This window comes from Klebsiella sp. BIGb0407 (assembly GCF_024807845.1).
Lineage (GTDB): Bacteria > Pseudomonadota > Gammaproteobacteria > Enterobacterales > Enterobacteriaceae > JGM124.
Window position 1 is genome coordinate 405452 of the sequence record NZ_JANUEQ010000001.1, and the last position, 20855, is coordinate 426306.

Sequence of the window (20855 nt, forward strand, 5' to 3'; positions counted from 1 at the left end):
AGCGGATCCTCAGGAATAAAACGAAGGGGTAGGAAATTGCTCATTAAGCGCCCATTGTCCCAGCTCATAAATCCGGTAATCCACCGGGTCGTGCAGCGTCTGAGTCCGCAAATTTCGCCAGTAACGATCTAAACCGAGAGAGGCATTGGTGGCGCGGGCTCCCGTGACATCAAACAGTGCACTACAGATAGCCAGACCATGTCGGGTCGCGGCGACCTTTGCTGTGGCAATCGCCAGGGCCAGATGACCTCGCTCGCTGGCCGTAAGCGCAAGTCCTTTGTTCCATGCGCTGTCGAGCAGGCTATTTGCCCGTTCAACCAGCAGACGGGTGCTTTCCAGCTGAACCCAGAACTCACCATAATGACGAAGAATAAAGGGGTCATTATCGCTGTTTACTGCCGGAGACAGCGGCCATGGACGTGATTCCTTGCGGGTATACTGCCGGGCTTCGGCAAAAGCGCCTTCGGTGATCCCCAGAAACAGATTTGAAAAATGCAAATGCGAAATAAGCTGTCGCAGACAGGCGAAGGGCGAGCTTAACGGCCCGGGATCGCGTAACAGTTCATCTGTTTCCACCCGTACGCGTTCAAAGGTGACGCTCCCGCTGTCCGTTTGCCGCTGGCCGATATTATTCCAGTCCTCGTGCAGAGTAATACCTGTTCGGGAACTGGGGATCACCGCCATGGTCATTTTTTGCGGCGACTCTTCATCCATCGCGGCGGCGATTAACATTTCTGAGTCCGGTGCGCCAGAGCAGAAACTTTTCTGCCCCGAAAACTCATACCATCCCTGATGACGTCTGGCGATTAGCCTGGCGTCGAGGGCATTCATGGCATTTCCCCAAAACCAGTTACGCGATGCGGTGTGAGCAAACCAGGGCTGCCACTGACTTTGACGGGCAAACAGCCTGACGGTTGCCAGCTGCAGGTGATGGAAACCGAAAACATGAGCAATCGAGCTGTCGGTACGGGCAAATTCACGCGTGACGGCAAAAATATCCTGCCAGCTACAGCCTAATCCGCCCAGGTGTTCGGGGATCAGCATGGCCAGCAAACCGCTGTTTCTCAGCGCGTCACGCTGTTTTTTGGGCGTTCCTCCCAGTCTGTCTCTCTCCACCGCATCCGTTGCAAACTCCGCCGCTAACCGACGCGCGCTGTGAGTGATATCGGATTTTGTTATCGTCATACTGAGTCCTTTCATAAAAAATAACGGTTGTTGCCAGGCAAACAGTCCTGGGTGATGAAATTGAAACAGTGCGTTTATAAACAAGCTGTGCCTGCCAGAAAACGAATAAAAATAGCTATCCTTATCCGCTTTTCGACATAACAAAATATACTCTCCACCGATGAGAATGTCCGATTTATAGGTTGCTGTATTATAATGAAATATTAAATAACCTTAATAATAGTATTGTTTATACAACAGCAAAGCGTTAAATAAATGTTGGCTGATAAACAGTTTGCTGGTTATTTATTTTTATGAAAATATAGAGTGGCCATTTTTAATAACTCCCTCGATCATAAATCAGTAAACCTTATCGATATTAATAAATAACCTTATCTGTAATTGTGATTTGACTTTTTTACAGCGACTACTGACTATGCCAGTCAAATACGGTCATTCATATTTCCACTGGTATACATTTATGCAATATGTTTTTCATCTGTCAGACATTCTGCCGTACAAAGAGCAATTGATTATTGCGCTGCTGGTGACGATTAAATTAGCGCTGGCAGCAATAGCGGGCACCTTGATCGCTAGTATATTATTATTGTGGTGGCTGAAGTCAGGTGGGAAATTAATAAAGAGTATTATCAGAGTCTATATCGAGGTGATCCGTAACACGCCTATATTAGTGCAATTGTTCCTGGTTTTTTATGGTGCGCCTCTTATAGGTATCCGGCTGGACTCCTTTGTCGCCGCGCTGGTTGGCTTGATTATCAACGCCAGCGCTTATACCACAGAAATATTGCGTGGCGGCTTAAAGGTCACCGGCTCAGGGCAAGATGATGCCGCTAATACGCTGGGACTATCACCCTTTTTTAGTTATTTAGTGATTCTTCTTCCTCAATCAATGCGGGCTGTTTTCCCGGCGTTAACCAATCAGATGGTCGTCCTGATGCTGAATACCAGCGTATGTTCTTTTATCGCTCTGGATGAATTAACCGCTCAGTCGATGACGATTGCCTCGGATACCTATCGCATGTTTGAAGTCTATTTTATGATGGCCGTGATTTATTTATTGATAACCTTTACGCTGGTCGGTTTATTCCGTATTGCTCAGTATCTCTTTCTTAACTGGGGAGCAAAATCATGAGCGAGTTTAATGCCAACGATCTCTGGTTAATTATTTATTCAACCCGCTGGACCCTTTATTTATCCGTGCTGTCGTTTATTGGCGGTGCAGCAGGGGGGATTTTAATTGCGGTATTAAGAACAAATCGACACTTGCCTGTCAGACTCATTTCTACAGTATATATCCGCATCTTTCAGGGAACACCGCTGATCATTCTATTGCTGTTATGTTTCTTTTCCCCGTCGCTATTTTTGGGAATCGATATTTCGCCGTTATTAAGTGCAGTAATTGCGTTTAGTTTATATGCCAGTGCCTCGACAGGTGAGATATTGCGCGGTGCTATTCAAGCGGTGCCGGAAGGTACGCGTGATGCAGCAAAAATGTTAGGGCTGAATAGTTTTGACAGCCATGTATTTATTATTTTTCCACAGGCACTACGTATTGCCACACCTTCACTGGTTGGCTTTTTTATTCAACTTATTAAGGCGACCAGTCTGGCTTCTGTAATTGGTTTTGCCGAACTGTCTCGCACAGCGCAAATTATTAATAACCAAACCTTTAAACCGTTTTTAATTTTTATGATCGTTGCTGTGATTTATTTTTTACTTTGCTGGCCATTGTCACTGCTGGGTAGAAAGCTTGAAAAATCATTATCATAACCACCGTTAAGGGAAATCTATGTTAAGTAAACTGAAAAAAATAGTCGCTGCTGCACTGCTTGTTATCTCCTATTCAGCGGTCAGCCATGCGGCTACGGATGACAGCCTGAATCGTATTCTGAATCAGAAAAAAATCGTCATTGGGGTAATTAATCAGTGGCCACCTTTTGGTTCAATTGATGCGCAGGGACAGCCGGTCGGTTATGAAGCCGATGTCGCTAAACTCGCCGGTAAATATCTGGGCGTTGAGGTAGAACTGGTGCCCGTTGCATTCCCTAATGCCATTCCATTTTTACTGACAAATAAAATTGACGCCATTTTCGCAATGTTAGGCGTAACGCCGGAGCGTGCGAAACAAATAGCCTACTCGGAGCCTTATGCCGAGAACGATCTTTCCGTACTGGCAGCGAAGAAGACGCCGATTACCCAGCCTGAAGATCTTAAAGGGTTACGAGTCGGTGTTGCCCGGGGAACATCAGCTGAAAAAGCAACCCTGGCAATACTGCCTGAAGGCGTGCAGGTTAAACGGTTTGATATTGATGCGGATACTATTCAGGCATTTATTTCTGGCCAGACCGATACCATCTCAACCTCCAGTTTATTGTTACCCATCATCAATAAAGCCAATCCTGATTTACAGGCCGAAACCAAGCTGACATTACGCAACCAGTATCATTCGATAGGCGTCCGCCGTGAAGACCAGGATTTACTGCGCTGGCTGAATACCTACCTCTTCTTTGTTAAAGGCAACGGAGAATTAAACGCGATCCATGAAACCTGGCTGAAAAAACCGCTGCCCGAGTTTCCTCCACTTAACTAACAGCACGCTGAATGAAGGTGGCGATGATGTCAGTCTTAGAGACAGAACAATCAGTACTCGCAGATCATGTTTCGATGGCGAAGCTGAATAAACGTTTTAATCAACTGCCCGTCCTGAAAAATATCGATCTCCATATCCACCCGCGAGAGCGGGTGGTTATCTGCGGTCCGTCGGGCTCCGGGAAATCGACGCTTATTCGTTGTATTGGTGGGCTTGAGTCTTTTGATTCAGGCGAGTTACAGGTACTGGGGCAAACCATGAAACCCGGTTCAATTCACCGGAATGTTCAGCATGGACGAGTGAGTATGGTGTTTCAGAATTTTAATCTGTTCCCCCATATGACTATTTTGCACAACTGCACGCTGGCCCCGCGTCGGGTTTTGGGCCTGACAAAGCAGCAGGCGACCAAGCGGGCCATGGCCTACCTGCAACGCCTGGGTATCGAAAGTCAGGCAGATAAATATCCGGCCCAGTTATCAGGCGGGCAGCAACAGCGAGCGGCAATTTGCCGTGCTCTGTGCATGGAACCCGAAATCCTGCTGTTTGATGAGCCGACCTCTGCGCTTGATCCTGAGAAAGTCAAAGATGTGTTAATTGCCATGACGGAACTGGCAGACCTTGGAATAACCATGGTCTGCGTCACGCATGAGCTGAAGTTTGCTCGTCAGGTCGCTGACCGGGTGCTGTTTATGGATGAGGGAATGATTGTAGAAAGTGGTGCCCCTGAACAGATTTTTGAGCAACCGCGCACCGAACGACTGAAAACGTTCCTGAGCAATGTCCTGTAAACCGAACTAATAAGGCAAGTTATGACAACCCGGCATATGAATTTAGGGCTCTTTATTTTCCCCTTCGGCCATCATTTGGGCGCCTGGCGCCACCCGGACGCCAGGGACAATATCGCTTTTGATTACCGCTACTTGCAGGACATAGTGCAAGAGGCGGAAGCGGCTAAACTCGATATGGTCTTTTTTTCAGACACGGTGGCAGAACGCCAAAATCAGGCGATGACGCCGCAAGCCACCTCGTTTGAACCCACGACCTTACTGGCGGCGCTGGCCACCGCAACGCAGCATATTGGCCTGGTTGCGACCATGACGACCAGCTATAACGCGCCTTATAACGTGGCACGTCGTTTTGCCTCGCTGAACCTGTTAAGCCAGGGACGCATTGGCTGGAATGTGGTGACGACCTCCTATTTACCTGAGGCGCAGAATTTTAATCAGGTTCAGCATCTTGGCCATGCTGAACGCTACCAACGAGCGCATGAGTTTGTTGATGTGGTGAAAGGATTATGGTCTGGCTGGAGCCCGGATACCCTGACATTTAACCAGCAGAGCGGCGAGTTTTTTAACCCCGATAAGCTTACCGTGCTCGATCATCAGGGGAAATACTTTAAGGTTCGTGGCCCGTTGAATATCAGTTATCTCGATTATGACGCCCCGGTCATTGTACAGGCAGGCTCATCCGGACCCGGCCAGGCGCTGGCGGCCAGACATGCCGAAATTGTCTTCACCGTACAGTCGGTCTTTGAAGAGGCTCAGGCATTCTACCGTAGCCTTAAACAGCAGGTGGTAGCCGAGGGGCGTTCTGCTGATAGTGTTCGTATTCTGCCGGGGATTTCATTTTTTATTGGTGATACTGAAGCTGAGGCGCAGGAGCGTTACCAGCAGTTACTTGAATTGATCCCGGTCAGTGAAGCAGTAGCTATGCTGTCTGACCAACTGGGCGGCTTTGATTTCAGTGCCTGCGATCTTAATGAGCCGCTACCTGCGTTACCGCCGAGTAATGCCGGGCAGACCCGACGCGAAAATATCATCGCCCTCGCGACGCGAGAGAATCTCTCGATCCGTGATATCGCAGTACGCCATGCGGTGACGGCAGGGCATCTGGAAGTGGTGGGAACGCCAACCCAGATTGCCGACCGTATGGAAACCTGGTTCCGTGAAGGTGCCTGCGATGGTTTTAACCTCAAACCGCCGGTCTTTCCCGCTGATGCCAGCAAATTTTATCGGACCGTACTCCCTGAGTTACGCCGCCGGGGACTGTTCCGTTCGGAATATCCTTCTCGCTCATTCCGTACCAATATAGGGATCTGACAGGAATATCATATGCCTGATTACAACGACCAATTTAAACGACGGCTGCTGGGCAACCAAACACTGGTGGGAACCTTTTTAAAAGTTCCTTCCGGGCATATTACTGAAATGCTTGGCGCGGTGGGGTATGACTTTGTCATTATCGATCAGGAACATGCCCCCTTTGACCGGCTCAGCACTGACAACGCTTTACTGGCGGCAAAAGCCTGGGAGATCAATGCCCTGGTACGCGTCCCCTCGGCGCAACAAGAACATATTCTTGCCGCTTTGGATGGCGGTGCAACGGGGGTATTAGTCCCCCATGTGCAGTCTGCTGAGCAGGCGAAAGCCATCGTCAATGCGGGAAAATATCACGGGGAACGGGGTTTTGCCCTGGCAACGCGGGCAGCATCCTGGGGCCAGAAAACGACCGCGCAGCATATCGCTGAGTCGGACAGTCGAACCGTCATTATCGCGCAGATAGAAGACCTGTCAGGACTTGAAAATGTGGAGGCGATTGCCGCCGTTGAGGGTATTGATGCCATCTTTATTGGCCGGGGGGATTTGTCCGTTTCGCTTGGGGCCAGAACACCAAATGACCCGGTCGTTTTTGAGGCCTGCCAGACTATCGCCACAGCGGTAATAAAACAGGGCAAAGCCTTGAGTGCCTATATGTCAACGGAAGCGGAGGTTAAGGCCCTGGCAGAGATTGGTGTGACGACATTTATGTACGGCTCCGATCAGGCTTTATTTATGTCTGCTGCCCGGCAAGCGGCGACGATTATTCGCAGTATTACCGGGGATAACCAGGATGGCTAATGTAAAGAAACAGATGCACCTGGGGGCATTTCTTTATGCGACAGGCCATCATGTTGCCGCCTGGCGACACAGCGATGCGGAACCCCGTAGCGGATTGCATTTTGAGCACTATCTTGAACTGGCAAAGCACTGTGAGTCCGCCTGTTTTGATTTTATCTTTCTGGAGGACGGTACCGGTATCCGCGAACCTGACCTCAATGTTGCCAGTAAAACATCGCGAGCCGCGCATTTTGAACCGCTGACGTTGCTGTCTGCCATCGCGGTCAATACCTCCCAGATTGGCGTTATCGGCACCGTCTCGACCAGTTATAACGAACCCTACAATCTCGCCAGAACGGTGGCGTCACTGGACCATTTAAGCGGCGGTCGTGCTGGCTGGAATCTGGTGACTTCGGCGACGGATCTGGAAGCGCAGAACTTTGGTCTCAATACTCAACAGCTACATCAAGACCGCTATGCTCGCGCAGAAGAGTTTGTTGATGTGGTGACCGGGCTCTGGCAGAGCTATGAGCATGATACCCTGGTGCTCGACAAAGCCAGTGGCCGTTACTATAACCCGGAAAAGCTGCATCAACTGAACCATAAGGGGCAGCATTTCTCGGTGCGCGGGCCTCTCAATAGTCTCCGTTCCCGGCAAGATAAACCGCTGATAGTCCAGGCTGGCGCTTCCGCGGACGGGCTGAAACTGGCAGCCCGCACCGCGGATATGGTGTTTTCTGCCGCCCAAACCCTGGAGGAAGGGCAGCATTATTATCGTTCGCTGAAGCAGCTGGCGGAAAGCTTTGGCCGTAGCCGGGATGACATTCTGGTGATGCCCGGCATTTTTCCGCTGGTAGGGAAAACGCGTCAGCAAGCACAGGATAAGTTTGATGAGTTACAGAATCTGATACCTGAAAAAGTGGGACTGGCACTGTTAAGCCAGCATCTTGGAGTAAAAGATCTGGATAAACTGCCGCTGGATGAGCCAGTTCCGACAACACTATTACCGACTAATGGCAATAAAAGCCGTCAGCAACTGTTGCTGGATTTCGCTCTGCGCGAGCAACTGACGCTGCGTGAACTGTCATTAAAGATTGCCGGAGCCCGGGGCCACTGGCAGGTTATCGGCAGTGCAGAAGATATTGCCGACCAGATGGAGCAACGTTTTACCGAGGGCGCTGCCGATGGATTCAATATTATGCCGCCGCTGTTACCCGGTGGTTTATACGATTTTATCGAACAGGTTTTACCGGTTCTGAGACACCGTGGTCTGGTAAAAGACAACTACCAGGGTTCTACCTTGCGACAGCATCTTGGCTTGAATAATTAATTGGATACCTTATGCCTATCAAAAGAATTACCAGCCTTGAGCAGTTAGAAACCACATTAACCGCTATTTTACCTGCGCTGGAGCAATTAAGTATTACGAGTGATAGCCAGGGGCGTTACCCGCATGAAAGTATGGCTCTGCTGCGGGAAGAAGGGCTGCTGGCGGTCGCTTTACCGGTATCTTCAGGGGGGCTTGGCTTTGGCGAGGAAGTCCACTTTGCCGCCTATTTTAATCTGATTGCCCGACTGAGTAGCTCCTGCAGCAGTACGGCGCAGATCTTTAGCGCACACTGTAATGCTCTCCTGACCATCAACCAGCTGGGCAGCCCCGGTCAGATAGAACAGTACGCGCCATTAATAGTGCAGCAAGGTCGGCTATTCTGTTTTGTTGGCAGCGAACCCAGCGACAGGTTTGATGTCAATGGCAACCGTGTGAGTTTTAGTTCTTTTGCCAGCCAGACCTCTCGTGGCTGGGAAATAACCGCCCGGAAGTCTTTTGCCACGGGGTCACCCGGAGCACACTGGGCGTTGATTCACTGCCAGGATCAACAAGACACCAGTCCGGAAGGCTGGTTACTGATTGCCGTCGACCTGTCGGCGACCGAAGTCACAGTTATTGATGACTGGAACAATATGGGGCAGCGCGCAACGGCGAGTGGAAAAATTCATATTGATGCGTTAACCGTACAGGACTTGGATATTATCGGTGGCCCAGGCTCGGTACCTAAAACCAATCGGCTCGGACCATTATATCAGCTAACATTTGGCGCATTACTGACGGGTATTGCACTGGGTGCGCTGACTTTTGCGATTGAGTATCTTAAACATCAGCGGCGACCGACCAGCGGTTTTACCACTGCGGCTCATGAGCCTTTCAATCAACTGCGCATTGCTGATGACAGTATTACCGTTACCGCTCTGGAAGCATTACTGAGCAAAGCGGCGGGATTGCTGGATGCACATTATCGCGGGAAGCCGGTTTTTAGCGAAACGGTCACGGCAATCTACCAGGTCAAAGTGATGGCCAGCCGGGCGAGCGTGGAGATCTCAAGTAATATATTCAATCTGCTTGGTGCTACTGGCACCACAAAACAGCTTGCGGCCGACCGTTTCTGGCGCAACGGGCGCACACTCTCTCTGCATGACAGTATTGATAAACAGCGCAGTTTAATTGGGCAATACGTTTTAGGTGTCAGTGTTCCACAGGCGGGTATTCGCTAAAATAAAAAGGAAAAATCAGCTAACGGCAAGTAGCAGAGCCGTTAGCTTTCAGGAAGGGGAGTGAAGGGCTTCAAGCTTATTCTCAGGTCGTATAATCAAAAAAACAGTGGCGACAGGGGCATAAATAATTATGAAATAAGCTTTTTTAAAACATCATCCTGATTAATTCTGTGTACTTCATCATGGCAGACATTACATAAGGTTATTAAATTATCCACGCTATTCTCTCCGCCACGAACATGATGGTGAATATGATGCAATTCTAATAGCGTTCGTGGATCGTTCGCTTTCTTTAACCCATGATTCCATCCACACATCCGGCAGGAATGCTTATCCCTTTCTAAGACTTTAACCCTGACTGGGTCGGGGATTTTTCTATCATGAATATCGGCCTGGCGGTCTTCTTCTAATAGATATGAACCAACCGGTAATTCAGGACGGCCAGAGTTTTTAGTCGCAACAGGCCATCCTTCTTCGGTTCTGAGTTCCCGCGTACGGCGTGCCCATTCTTTACTGTCATTGGCTAAGTAGCGCAATTCTTCACCAGACACTGCGCGGCCAACATTTTTGCGTAAATGGAGCAGGATTTTATCTTTTACTGATAGCTTGCTCTTGCGGAGATCGTTCGCCTCATTCCATCTATGGGCCGACTCTTTGTCCTGAGATGTATTAATTAACGTATAAACGTCAGTTTTCAGATCGTCAATTGAATCTGCGCCGAGTTCCTCAAGCGTGACCTCTTGTTGTTCAATCATTTCTTTGAGTAATTTGCCACTTAATACAGCCCAGCCAAATTCAACTCTAAGTTCTCTGATTCTTCGCGCATATTCGCTAATGCCAGCAACGATCATTAACTCATCGCCATGAATAATCTGCCGTGGGTATGCGACGAGATAGGAAAGAATACGATCCCTGGCTGAGTGACAACTATCGCCAACCACAAGCGAACTCCCTAAGTCTCGCAAAATATGGTTTGCCGGAATCAGAGCTTTAACCTGATCCCGTAGTGACCCTTCTACTAGCTTATACTCAAAGTCTACAATGAACGCCAATAGCTCATTACGCAGCTGCTCCGGGATGTTTTGCTTTGATCGTCTCGCCATTGTTCGTTTTTAAATCCATGAGTTGAATGATAAATTCGGCAATCTCCGCGGCAAAGATTGGCGGAACAGCATTACCTATTTGTCTGGCTATCTCTGTTTTTGTACCCATAAAAATAAAATCATCAGGGAAGCTCATTATTCGCGCTGCCTCTCGATGTGTAATCGGTCGATGTTTATCTGGATGCAGATAGCGACCTTTCTCAGGCTTGAAAAACTCTGTTCTGATTGTTACTGATGGTCTGTTCCACCATAGTCTTCCGAATAAATCAGTTCCACCCGACGTTTTTTTTATCCAACAGGCTGGCGTTAATTCTGGGCGATTGTTCTGGAGATCGAACCTATTACCTCCAGGAGGAACGGCTCTATAGCGTTCCTGAGATAACGCTGTAGGATTGCGGCCGAAATGTAAGTCTAAAGGAGGTGCAACATTCCTGACTTCGGTTCCTACGGGTTCAGGAAGGTCTGCAATGACGTCTTGCACGCATTTCCAGATGGGTAAGGTTCCGGGTTTATCCGGTGAACGATGTGTTGGAGGCGGCGGGAAATCTGGCAGTGTATCTGAGTCAAAAAGTGTCTCTTTGATACCGATAGCAATGACGCGTTTACGGGTTTGAGCAACCCCATAGTCTGCAGTGTTCAATAGTGATGGGTTGAGAAGCCTGAAGCCAAGTTGCATCGCCCTGATGGTGATAGCCTGAAACTCTTCGCTTTTAAGCAGTCCTTGCACATTTTCCATGACGAAAATGGATGCTCCGGATCGTTCAATAATATCCATATAGGGTTCCCACAACGCTCTGCGATGGTCACCTTCACGATTTTTATTAAGCAAGCTGAAGCCCTGACAAGGTGGGCCACCAATGACAATATCTGCTTGTGGTATCTCGTTTGCTTCTATCCATTCGTCTATATTCACAGCCACGCCATGATGGCCAAAATTAGCGTTATAGGTTTTTATAGCTGCTTTATCATTATCAATAGCCAAAATACTTTCAAAGTATTGAGCTGATTTTCCTTTTAAAAAACCGGCAGACAGGCCTCCTGCTCCACAGAAGAGGTCTATGACTTTGAATTTTTGGTTCTTCTTCATATTGTTCCTATACCTACCGCATAATGACTGTAATTTTAGTGGATTACTCACAAGACTAATACTGTATGTATTTACATGCAAGTGGTGTATCCCTGGTGAGGAGAGTCTGGTGAACTACTGCAGGCATGGTATTATAATTAAATTATCATGAATAAGGACGATACCACTGTGGAAAAGAAAACAGCCAGACTAACAATATTGATTGATCCTGATAAGAAACAGGCCCTGGAAACACTCTGCCAGCGACAGGACCTGACGCCATCCCAGGTTATTCGGCAGCTTATTCGCGAATATTTGCAAAAGCACGGTGTTGAGTATGCAAGCCAGACTGCGGCGACGGATTCAAAGACTGAAAAATCCTGACGGATGAAAACCACGGCGCCGGAAACGACACCGTGGTTTCAACTACTCCTGGACGCCCAAAACCTGCAATGCTTCTGGCAGGGTCGAGTAAAATGACAGACGACCGTCAATCGGTTGTATCTGTGCCCGCGCCAAGGTTTTGAGGGGCTGGAAAGGAATATCGGTGATAACCAAATGCTTTTCTTCTGGCAGCACTTCGATAAAGCGTTGTAAGGCATTCAGGCCACCGGCATCAAGCACCGGCACCGCATCCCACTGTAAAACGACGGTCTGATACTCTTCGGAATGCGCCAGCAACTCATCAAAGATACGTTCTGCTGCGGCAAAAAATAGCGGCCCGTTCACTCGCAGTACCAGAATATCATCGGTTGCTGTCAGCTGACTCAGACGCGTCATTCTTGCTATGCGACGCATAAATAGCAGTGAGGCGAGTAAGATACCAACGGTAATAGCAATCACCATATCGAACAGTACTGTCAGACTCATACAAAACAACATCACCAGGATGTCATCTTTCGGTGCCCGTCGTAGCAGGTAGACGACCTTATGCGCCTCACTCATATTCCAGGCGACAATCAGTAGCAGAGCAGCCATTGCCGCGAGCGGCAGATAGGATAGCCAGGAAGCCAGAGCCAGCAACGCCAGAAGCACTAATAAGGCGTGAATGATCGCCGCAACGGGAGAAGTTGCTCCGGCACGCACGTTGGCCGCGGAACGGGCAATCGCGGCTGTCGCCGTTATTCCGCCGAAGAAAGGCGCGATGATATTTCCCACACCCTGACCCAGCAGTTCGCCATTCGCACTGTGTTTAGTGCGCGTCATGCCATCGAGTACGACAGCACAGAGTAAGGATTCAATGGCACCCAGTACTGCCATAGAGAACGCTGCGGGTAACAGAGCAGAAACAGTCTGCCATGTCAGTTCCATCGGTTGCCCATTTGCTGCAGGTAAATCCCAGGGAAACATTAAGTGAGGAAGAATAGGGGGGATCCCTTGTCCCTGAGTCCCATCTGGCAGTTGATAGGTGAAACTTGAACCTATGGTTGCGACGTCATGTCCGAATAAGCTCAGTAACCCCATCACGGCAGTCCCCGCAAGCAACGCCGGTAAATGCCCCGGGATCCGTAGTCTCAGTTTAGGCCAGTAGATAAGAATAAACAGCGTAACAGCACCAATCAGGGTATCTGCAAAGTGCAGGGTTGGCAGAGCAGAGACCAGGGCCTGAACTTTACCAATATAGGTTTCTGGCATATGCGTCAATTGCAGCCCGAAAAAGTCCTTGATTTGCATGGTGGCAATGGTGATACCGATACCCGAGGTAAAGCCCAGGGTGACGGGCAGCGGGATATACTCGATCAGCCGCCCCACTTTCGCCAGCCCCATAATGACCAGCATGATCCCGGAAAGCAGCGTGGCGACAAGCAGACCCGACAGGCCAAACTGTTGTGATACCGGATACAGGATAACGACAAATGCCGCAGTCGGGCCTGAGACGCTATAGCGCGAGCCCCCGCTGATAGCAATCACCAGACCGGCTATCGCCGCGGTATACATTCCATACTGAGGTGGAACACCACTGGCAATTGCCAGTGCCATGGCCAGAGGAATAGCAATAATGCCAACGGTAATGCCTGCGATAGTATCTTTGAGGAAACGTTGACGTGAATAGCGTTCCTGCCAGCACGCAGCACGCAGGGCGCTAAACAGGCGGACAGTATTAATTTTAGGTGTAGTCATGACAGATAGTAGCCAAATCAGTGACAGAAAACGACATGGCGGGCCGGATAAGGTCCGTCTCGGATAGACCATATACTTGCGGGTGTCAGATGGTGATGAACGCCCCCTGATTTATGTTAATCATATTATAACATGATTTTCATATAGTACTGCTATCAACATGAGCTAAAAGCATGGTGGAATACTGACCAGCAGATGAGGTCCATCTTGATGCTTGAGTAAGGGTTGAGATAAAAATTTAACCAAGTCAGATATGTATAGAATCGGTAACAAAAAAAAGGGGGGGGGGAGACTCACTGTCTGACGTGTTGAAGCAATAGAACATTTTCATGATTTATTGCGTGCAGCCTGTCAGCTAATCTGAGGTCATCAGTGAAGATAGTATAGTCTTTTGCAAGCGTTATGAGTGAATTGTCAGTTAATCCATAATCAATAAAAGCATCTTTCGTATCGTCAACAATTTGCACAGGGATTTGTGTTACTGAGTTGAAAAGTATTACGACTTCCTCCATTACGAGTTTTCTGACATAACCATTAAGATCAATGAGGTTTGAAACCTCAGTGGCAATATAAGGTGTGATATAAATAGTTTCAGCATGTTCCACAACAAAAAAAACTTTTTCCAGACAGTCAGAGGTATATTTTGTAAGACGTTTTGATGATTGAATGAACCGACCATCCTCGACTAAACCTACCACGAGTAATAACAGCAGGTTTGTATCTATAATCAGTGACTTAATCCTTTTCATCATATACCTGTGTTATTTATTGAGCATTCTGAAACCTCTAAAAACCCCCGTGTTTGCATCGACAAGAAAGACCCGATAAGACTTTCTATCAACCAGTCGCCTCATTAATGGATTTATATTGAGATTCGGAATATTGGAGGCACTGCTTAATCCTGGAATGGTGTAGCTCAGAGTCACTTCGAAAAGTTTTTGGTCGTCTGAGAGCAGCACTTCTTCTAAAGTAAAATTTTTAGCTTCTGGTAATAGTTTCTCTGCATTTGTATAGGCAGTAGAGATTGCATCGTCAAAATTGATATTACTCATACTATTACTCTGTTTAATGATGATTAAACATAATATACATTAAATGTGAATAGAGTCCTGCATGATATGACTACAAATCAGAGTTTCTTTAGCTCTAAACCAAATAATGAAAATACTTGCCCGGATTTGCCTTTACCGGGCAAATCCGGGCAAATCAGTTCTTGCCTCTATTCAGATAGTCTTGCATTTCTTTTTCCGGCACCATTCCGCCGCCAGTTGCCCAGACTAAGTGGGTTGCGGATGCCATTATTGCCGGTGTCAGGGCGTGCAGGTCCTGGTAATCCTGACTATTGCAAATCCACTGTGGGCCTGACATACCGGCTAAGGCGGAAGGCTCCAGGCGGATATTTTCTGTATCAAAGAGCTGATAAAGCATCTGATACATTGACTCATCACTCAGGGTATAGCAGCCGTCAATCAGCTGTTCCATGGCTCTGCCGACAAAACCGGAGGCACGGCCGACAGCCAGCCCGTCTGCTGCGGTTTTATTGTCAATACCGATATCCTGAACGCTGATATTATCGTGCAGGCCGGTGCTCATACCGAGCAACATACAGGGGGAATGCGTCGGTTCCGCAAAAAAACAATGCACGTTGTCGCCAAAGGCCAGCTTGAGTCCAAAGGCCACGCCTCCGGGCCCGCCGCCTACGCCACAGGGTAAATAGACAAACAGAGGGTGTTCAGTGTCCACCGCGATATTTTTACTGTGTAACTGGGCTTTTAGTCGCAGACCAGCGACAGCGTAACCGAGAAAAAGGGTGCGTGAGTTTTCATCATCAATAAAGAAACAGTTTGGGTCACCTTCAGCCGCGCGGCGGCCGTTTTCAACGGCGACACCATAGTCTTGCTCATATTCAACCACCTCCACCCCATGAGAACGCAGGCGGTCTTTCTTCCACTGCCGGGCATCTGCTGACATATGGACGGTGACATGAAATCCCATGGCGGCACTCATAATGCCAATCGACATTCCCAGATTACCGGTCGAGCCAACAGCAATACGATACTGAGAGAAAAAAGTTTTAAAGCGCGGAGTGAGAAGAACGCGATAATCGTCGTTAACCGACAGCATTCCTGCGGCGATAGCGAGTTTTTCTGCATGGGTAAGCACTTCATAAATTCCGCCACGCGCCTTTATTGAACCCGAAATGGGCAAATGGCTATCCAGTTTAAGCCACAGTGCACCATTAATATTGCCTGAACGCGTCTCTTGAAGTCTGGCTTGCATCTCTGGGATAGCGACAGCATCTGACTCAATAATACCTTGAGTTACCGCTGTTTCTGGAAACGCCTCGGCTAAAAAAGGCGCAAAGCGTTGCAGACGAGCTTCAGCCTCTTCGACATCATGACGTGTCAGACCGACTTTTTTGAGACCGTCAGCCGCGTGTGTGAAATGTCGATTCAGCCAGAATGTCTCTTGCAAAGAAATCAGGTCACTGACGATGGGCGTTTGTCGGATAAGTTCAGGCAGGGTGGGCATCGTATTCACTCTCTTCTGTAGATATAAAATTATTCTCGATAAAGCTGAGCGTTTATTGAAGTCATTAAAAATGATGAGCGAAAGCATGACAAACGATGAATTTTCACCACTGAGTGAATTCTGCTAATCCAAACTGAGTGATGAGGGAGCATTTGTTTACTCTTTTTCAAGGTTACCAGGGTTTTTAAGATATATTTTTCAACCAGTTGATAAAAGCTTCTATTTTTGGCCACTGCCGCGTTGAAAGTGTGGAAATATAGTAATGCTGATGACACGCCAGCGTCATCTCACCAAATGGCGCAACAAGTTCACCGCGATCGAGTCTCTTTTGTACCAGCCGTTTACGACCCATAGCGATACCCATATGGTTAATTGCTGCAATAACAGCAAGGTCGGAACGGTCAAAACCCATCCCCGGCCGTTCTGGCATACTGGCATTAAAATGGCGAGCCCATTCCTGCCATTCTCCTTCGCCAGAATCATGACTCCAGGCCTGACGATCGTGAAGCAGGGTGCAGTGACTGAGCTTGCTTATATCCCCCTGTAACTTAAGTCTTGTCGCATATTCAGAACTACAAACGGGCAGAATAGATTCATCCATCAGATAATGCCGGGTCAGATCGTCAGGTGGGCGGTCGTCGAAATAAATAGCCAGATCAACACCCGCCTGCTGGAAGTTTATTGATTCATTACCGGTAAGAATATTAAGAGAAATAGCAGGGTGGAGCCTGACAAAATCACCCAGCGCAGGCACAAGCCAGCATTGTGCGATTGAGGGGCGTGAATATACGGTCAGCGTGCCTGAGAGTTCTTGATTTTTAATATCAAGAATTTCCCGATTCAGCGTATCAAGGGAAGATTTCATCGCCCAGTAAACACGCGTTCCTTCCTGAGTGAGTTTCACTTTTCGGTGTGATCGAGTGAAAAGTACAATCCCCAGCTCTTCTTCAAGCAAGTTAATTTGATGGCTGATAGCACTGGGACTTAATGACATTTCCCCGGCGGCGAGTGCAAAAGATTCATGCCTTGCTGCTGCCTCGAAAGTATACAGCCTGGCTAACTGCGCGCCGCTCAATGCTCGGTTTCTGATTACTTTCAGTATATCGGTCATTCGTTATTATCCGATGAGTCAGGGTCTGAACAGAATTGGTTAAGATGAGCTAAATTGTACCAGAATGGCATTAAACAAAAAAATAAGATAAAGATCACTCTTTTGATTCATTCTGGCTCATCTTAAGTCCATAAATCATCATTTGTCAGCAATCCCGGTTTTTTGTCAAATACCCTGAAAAACATATGACGGGGTAACAGCAATGGATCATCAACTTGGGGTTGTCGCAGTATTGCTTAGTAGTATTTTATTGATTGTCGTATCCATCGTGAAGCTACGATTACACCCATTTCTGGCACTGTTAATGGCCAGTTTTTATGTCGGCGCGATGATGGGCATGCCGCCACTTGAGATGATTAACTCGATTGAAGGAGGAATAGGGGGCACCCTCGGGTTTCTTGCCGCGGTGATAGGTCTGGGAACCATACTCGGAACAATGATGGAAGTTTCAGGTGCGGCTGAACGCATTGGGCTCACACTACAACGAAGTAAATGGCTGTCACCGGAAATGATCATGGTGCTGGTCGGACTGATTTGTGGGATCACCCTTTTCGTTGAGGTGGGTGTAGTACTTCTTATTCCCCTGGCATTTTCTATCGCCAGGAAAACAAAGGTTTCGCTACTGAACCTGGCGATACCGCTGTGTACCGCTCTGATGGCGGTACATTGCGTAGTCCCTCCACATCCTGCGGCATTATTTGTCACTAATCAGTTAGGTGCCGATGTCGGAACCGTTATTGTTTATGGATTACTAGTAGGATTAATGGCCTCTATTGCTGGCGGCCCTGTGTTTCTAAAATGTCTGGGTCGCCGCGTTCCCTTCCGCAGCGTTCCGCCCGAATTCTCAAATGTTGAAGCCCGACACGAATCGTTTTTACCTTCACTATCGGTATCAATAATAGCCGTGTTATTGCCTATTTTATTGATGTTATTAAAAACGCTGGCCGAACTTTATATGGAGAAAGAAAACGGACTGCGAGTGGCAATGGAATTTATTGGTAATCCCGTTTCCGCTATGTTTATTGCGGTCTTTGTCGCCTATTACTTATTAGGTACGCGACAAAAAATGGGCATGGCAGTACTTCTCACCCAGACCGAAAAAGGATTTGCGTCGATTGCCAATATTCTTTTGATTATTGGGGCTGGCGGGGCGTTTAATGGCATTCTGAAGGAGAGCGGTTTAGCCGATATTTTAGCGTCACTCCTTTCAGGACTGCATATGCATCCTATTTTACTGGCCTGGCTTATCGCCTTGATTCTGCATGCGGCAGTAGGTTCAGCTACGGTCGCCATGATGGGGGCTACGGGCATTGTGGCTCCTATGTTACCCCTGTATCCAGGAGTCAGCCCCGAAATCATTGCCATAGCTATCGGTTCTGGCGCGATAGGCTGTACCATTGTCACTGACTCATTATTCTGGCTGGTAAAACAGTATTGTGGTGCAACATTAAGTGAGACGTTCCGCTTCTATACCGTTGCCACCTTTATTGCTTCATTTACGGCACTTATTTGTACATTTATGCTGTCGTTTATTATCTGATTCTCAATAAAACCTGGAGCATAAGTTAGCAGATACGCCGCTTGTGCTCACGGGCTAATCACAGGGGAAACCCTGAAGGGGCCTGTTTATGCCAGGTCAGATGGGCTGAGGATCGTGCCGGAAATGTTATCTGATACTCAAGAATAAGCGCATTGATATTTTTTCATTATAAAACCAGCAAAAACAATGCTATAGGGCTTTTTATATTAGGCGGCCGATGATAAATCGCGAATTTAGCACTACAGGGAAATTTCTCGTTCATTTGAATTCTATACTTGTCGTGCGCTTTCGTGATGCAAGTCACAATTACAGGCTTAAAATATTGCGCCAACTGTTAATATTAATATGCTAATGGTGAGATGTTACCGGTAACTATGGTATTGTTAATCATATTGAACGTATTTAAACGTGCGTACTGTTACAGGATATCAACATTTATGATGATAGCGCTGAGAGGATTAAAACGGCTTATCGGTATTTTTCTCCCCATCCAGCGTATGTATCCAAGGCAATTGAAACTGCTGACAATAGCTGTCATATTTTGTCGAAAATTTTTGGTCAGTACGAGACATTGTCACCATGTTGGGATAGCGCAGTGCAGGAAAGGGAGAAGGTGACGGTGTTTTGGTCAAATGCTGTGTTTCATTTTTTTTAATCAATTTGCTGTGATTACCAGACAGGAGTAAAGAATGTCCAAGCAACAAATCGGCGTTGTCGGAATGGCTGTAATGGGGCGCAATCTGGCGCTGAATATCGAAAGCCGCGGTTATACTGTGTCTATTTTTAACCGCTCCAGCGATAAGACCGAAGAAGTCGTTGCCGAGAACCCGGGTAAAAAACTGGTTCCTTACTATACGGTTAAAGAGTTTGTTGAGTCTCTGGAAACCCCACGCCGTATCCTGTTGATGGTGAAAGCGGGCGCAGGTACTGACAGCGCGATTGATTCCCTGAAACCTTTCCTTGAAAAAGGCGACATCATTATTGATGGCGGTAACACCTTCTTCCAGGACACCATTCGTCGTAACCGTGAACTGTCTGCTGAAGGCTTTAACTTTATCGGTACCGGCGTTTCCGGTGGTGAAGAGGGCGCATTAAAAGGGCCTTCAATCATGCCGGGTGGCCAGAAACACGCCTATGAGCTGGTTGCCCCTATCCTGACCAAGATTGCTGCTGTTGCTGAAGACGGTGAGCCATGTGTGACCTATATCGGTCCGGACGGCGCGGGTCACTATGTGAAGATGGTGCATAACGGTATCGAGTATGGCGATATGCAGCTGATCGCAGAAGCTTACTCCCTGCTGAAGCACGGCCTGGGTCTGTCCAATGAAGAGCTGGCAACCACCTTTACCGAGTGGAACCAGGGCGAACTGAGCAGCTACCTGATCGACATCACCAAAGACATCTTCACCAAAAAAGATGAAGAAGGTAAATATCTGGTTGATGTGATCCTGGATGAAGCGGCGAACAAAGGCACCGGTAAATGGACCAGCCAGAGTTCACTGGACTTAGGTGAGCCGCTGTCACTGATCACTGAATCCGTCTTCGCTCGCTACATCTCATCGCTGAAAGATCAGCGCGTTGCTGCCTCTAAAGTGCTGACCGGTCCACAGGTTAAAGCCGTTGAAGGTGATAAAGCTGAGTTCGGCGAGAAAGTACGTCGCGCCCTTTACCTGGGTAAAATCGTTTCTTACGCACAGGGCTTCTCTCAGCTGCGCGCTGCGTCTGAAGAGCACAACTGGGATCTGAACTACGGTGAAATCGCGAAGATTTTCCGCGAGGGTTGCATTATTCGTGCCCAGTTCCTGCAGAAAATCACCGATGCCTATGCGCAGAACCCGGCGATTGCTAACCTGCTGCTGGCACCGTACTTTAAGAATATCGCTGATGAGTACCAGCAGGCGCTGCGTGACGTTGTGGCTTACGCTGTACAGAACGGTATTCCGGTACCGACCTTTGCTGCCGCTATCACTTACTACGACAGCTACCGTGCTGCAGTCCTGCCTGCTAACCTGATCCAGGCGCAGCGTGACTACTTCGGGGCGCATACTTACAAGCGTACTGATAAAGAAGGTGTGTTCCACACCGAGTGGCTGCAAGACTAATACTGCGTTTTTACCCCGCTAAATACAGGATACCGCTTCTTAAATGAAGCGGTATCCTGATTTTAAACTTATCTGAAGG

The 20855-nt window shown here is 48.0% G+C and carries 19 protein-coding genes; 11 read left to right on the forward strand and 8 right to left on the reverse strand.

Translation table 11 applies throughout. From position 1 onward, the window contains the following. Window positions 1–9: 9 nt before the first annotated feature. A complete protein-coding gene (locus tag M2387_RS01950; protein ID WP_259046822.1) occupies window positions 10–1185 on the reverse strand; it encodes an acyl-CoA dehydrogenase family protein in 1176 nt (391 codons plus the stop codon). Window positions 1186–1645: 460 nt separating this feature from the next. Between M2387_RS01950 and M2387_RS01955 the strand changes: the two genes are divergently transcribed. The 8 genes from M2387_RS01955 to M2387_RS01990 are packed head-to-tail and all read left to right on the forward strand — an operon-like array spanning window position 1646 to window position 9201. Then, the gene (locus M2387_RS01955) at window positions 1646–2317 is read left to right on the forward strand and encodes an amino acid ABC transporter permease (protein ID WP_259046824.1); all 672 of its coding nucleotides are present in this window, start codon (window positions 1646–1648) and stop codon (window positions 2315–2317) included. Beyond that, window positions 2314–2955, forward strand: coding sequence for an amino acid ABC transporter permease (locus tag M2387_RS01960; protein ID WP_259046826.1), 642 nt, complete (start codon window positions 2314–2316; stop codon window positions 2953–2955). The genes M2387_RS01955 and M2387_RS01960 overlap by 4 nt, the downstream gene beginning before the upstream one ends. A 19-nt stretch (window positions 2956–2974) precedes the next feature. Beyond that, entirely contained in the window at window positions 2975–3775 is an 801-nt protein-coding gene (locus tag M2387_RS01965) for a transporter substrate-binding domain-containing protein (RefSeq protein ID WP_259046828.1), read from the forward strand. 26 nt (window positions 3776–3801) lie between these two features. Next, window positions 3802–4563, forward strand: coding sequence for an amino acid ABC transporter ATP-binding protein (locus M2387_RS01970; RefSeq protein WP_462442471.1), 762 nt, complete (start codon window positions 3802–3804; stop codon window positions 4561–4563). A gap of 21 nt (window positions 4564–4584) precedes the next feature. Beyond that, window positions 4585–5874 (forward strand): LLM class flavin-dependent oxidoreductase, encoded by a 1290-nt coding sequence (locus M2387_RS01975; RefSeq protein WP_259046830.1) that lies wholly within the window; start codon window positions 4585–4587, stop codon window positions 5872–5874. Window positions 5875–5886: 12 nt separating this feature from the next. Beyond that, window positions 5887–6672, forward strand: a complete 786-nt coding sequence (locus M2387_RS01980) for an HpcH/HpaI aldolase family protein (RefSeq protein WP_259046832.1) — start codon at window positions 5887–5889, stop codon at window positions 6670–6672. After that, the gene (locus tag M2387_RS01985; protein ID WP_259046834.1) at window positions 6665–7981 is read left to right on the forward strand and encodes an LLM class flavin-dependent oxidoreductase; all 1317 of its coding nucleotides are present in this window, start codon (window positions 6665–6667) and stop codon (window positions 7979–7981) included. The genes M2387_RS01980 and M2387_RS01985 overlap by 8 nt, the downstream gene beginning before the upstream one ends. An 11-nt stretch (window positions 7982–7992) precedes the next feature. Next, the gene (locus M2387_RS01990; RefSeq protein WP_259046836.1) at window positions 7993–9201 is read left to right on the forward strand and encodes an acyl-CoA dehydrogenase family protein; all 1209 of its coding nucleotides are present in this window, start codon (window positions 7993–7995) and stop codon (window positions 9199–9201) included. Window positions 9202–9329: 128 nt separating this feature from the next. Here M2387_RS01990 and M2387_RS01995 read toward each other — a convergent pair whose 3' ends face one another. Both M2387_RS01995 and M2387_RS02000 read right to left on the reverse strand, forming a co-directional pair. Next, complete coding sequence (locus tag M2387_RS01995; protein ID WP_259046837.1) at window positions 9330–10304, reverse strand: HNH endonuclease; 975 nt, start codon at window positions 10302–10304, stop codon at window positions 9330–9332. Further along, window positions 10261–11391 carry a DNA cytosine methyltransferase gene (locus M2387_RS02000; protein ID WP_259046838.1) on the reverse strand — a complete coding sequence of 377 codons (1131 nt, stop codon included), beginning with the start codon at window positions 11389–11391 and terminating at the stop codon, window positions 10261–10263. Before M2387_RS02000 ends, M2387_RS01995 begins: the two co-directional genes overlap by 44 nt. Before the next feature lie 168 nt (window positions 11392–11559). Between M2387_RS02000 and M2387_RS02005 the strand changes: the two genes are divergently transcribed. Then, window positions 11560–11754 (forward strand): ribbon-helix-helix domain-containing protein, encoded by a 195-nt coding sequence (locus M2387_RS02005; protein ID WP_259046840.1) that lies wholly within the window; start codon window positions 11560–11562, stop codon window positions 11752–11754. A gap of 42 nt (window positions 11755–11796) precedes the next feature. On the opposite strand, the gene dauA is transcribed toward M2387_RS02005, so the two are convergent. The 5 genes from dauA to dsdC all read right to left on the reverse strand — a co-directional run bounded on the left by dauA (window position 11797) and on the right by dsdC (window position 17134). Beyond that, complete coding sequence (dauA, locus tag M2387_RS02010) at window positions 11797–13491, reverse strand: C4-dicarboxylic acid transporter DauA (protein ID WP_259046842.1); 1695 nt, start codon at window positions 13489–13491, stop codon at window positions 11797–11799. 293 nt (window positions 13492–13784) lie between these two features. After that, window positions 13785–14240 (reverse strand): PIN domain-containing protein, encoded by a 456-nt coding sequence (locus M2387_RS02015; RefSeq protein ID WP_259046843.1) that lies wholly within the window; start codon window positions 14238–14240, stop codon window positions 13785–13787. Window positions 14241–14252: 12 nt separating this feature from the next. Next, the gene (locus tag M2387_RS02020) at window positions 14253–14543 is read right to left on the reverse strand and encodes a hypothetical protein (protein ID WP_259046844.1); all 291 of its coding nucleotides are present in this window, start codon (window positions 14541–14543) and stop codon (window positions 14253–14255) included. 154 nt (window positions 14544–14697) lie between these two features. Continuing rightward, the gene (locus M2387_RS02025; protein ID WP_259048242.1) at window positions 14698–16023 is read right to left on the reverse strand and encodes a D-serine ammonia-lyase; all 1326 of its coding nucleotides are present in this window, start codon (window positions 16021–16023) and stop codon (window positions 14698–14700) included. Between the two features lie 184 nt (window positions 16024–16207). After that, on the reverse strand, window positions 16208–17134 hold the full coding sequence (gene dsdC, locus M2387_RS02030; RefSeq protein ID WP_259046845.1) for a DNA-binding transcriptional regulator DsdC: 927 nt from the start codon (window positions 17132–17134) through the stop codon (window positions 16208–16210). A 202-nt stretch (window positions 17135–17336) separates the two neighbouring features. Here dsdC and dsdX point away from each other — a divergent pair, with 202 nt between their 5' ends. Both dsdX and gndA read left to right on the forward strand, forming a co-directional pair. Beyond that, the gene (dsdX, locus tag M2387_RS02035; RefSeq protein ID WP_259046846.1) at window positions 17337–18674 is read left to right on the forward strand and encodes a D-serine transporter DsdX; all 1338 of its coding nucleotides are present in this window, start codon (window positions 17337–17339) and stop codon (window positions 18672–18674) included. A 689-nt stretch (window positions 18675–19363) separates the two neighbouring features. Further along, window positions 19364–20776, forward strand: a complete 1413-nt coding sequence (gndA, locus tag M2387_RS02040; protein WP_259046848.1) for an NADP-dependent phosphogluconate dehydrogenase — start codon at window positions 19364–19366, stop codon at window positions 20774–20776. The last annotated feature ends 79 nt before the right edge of the window (window positions 20777–20855 follow it).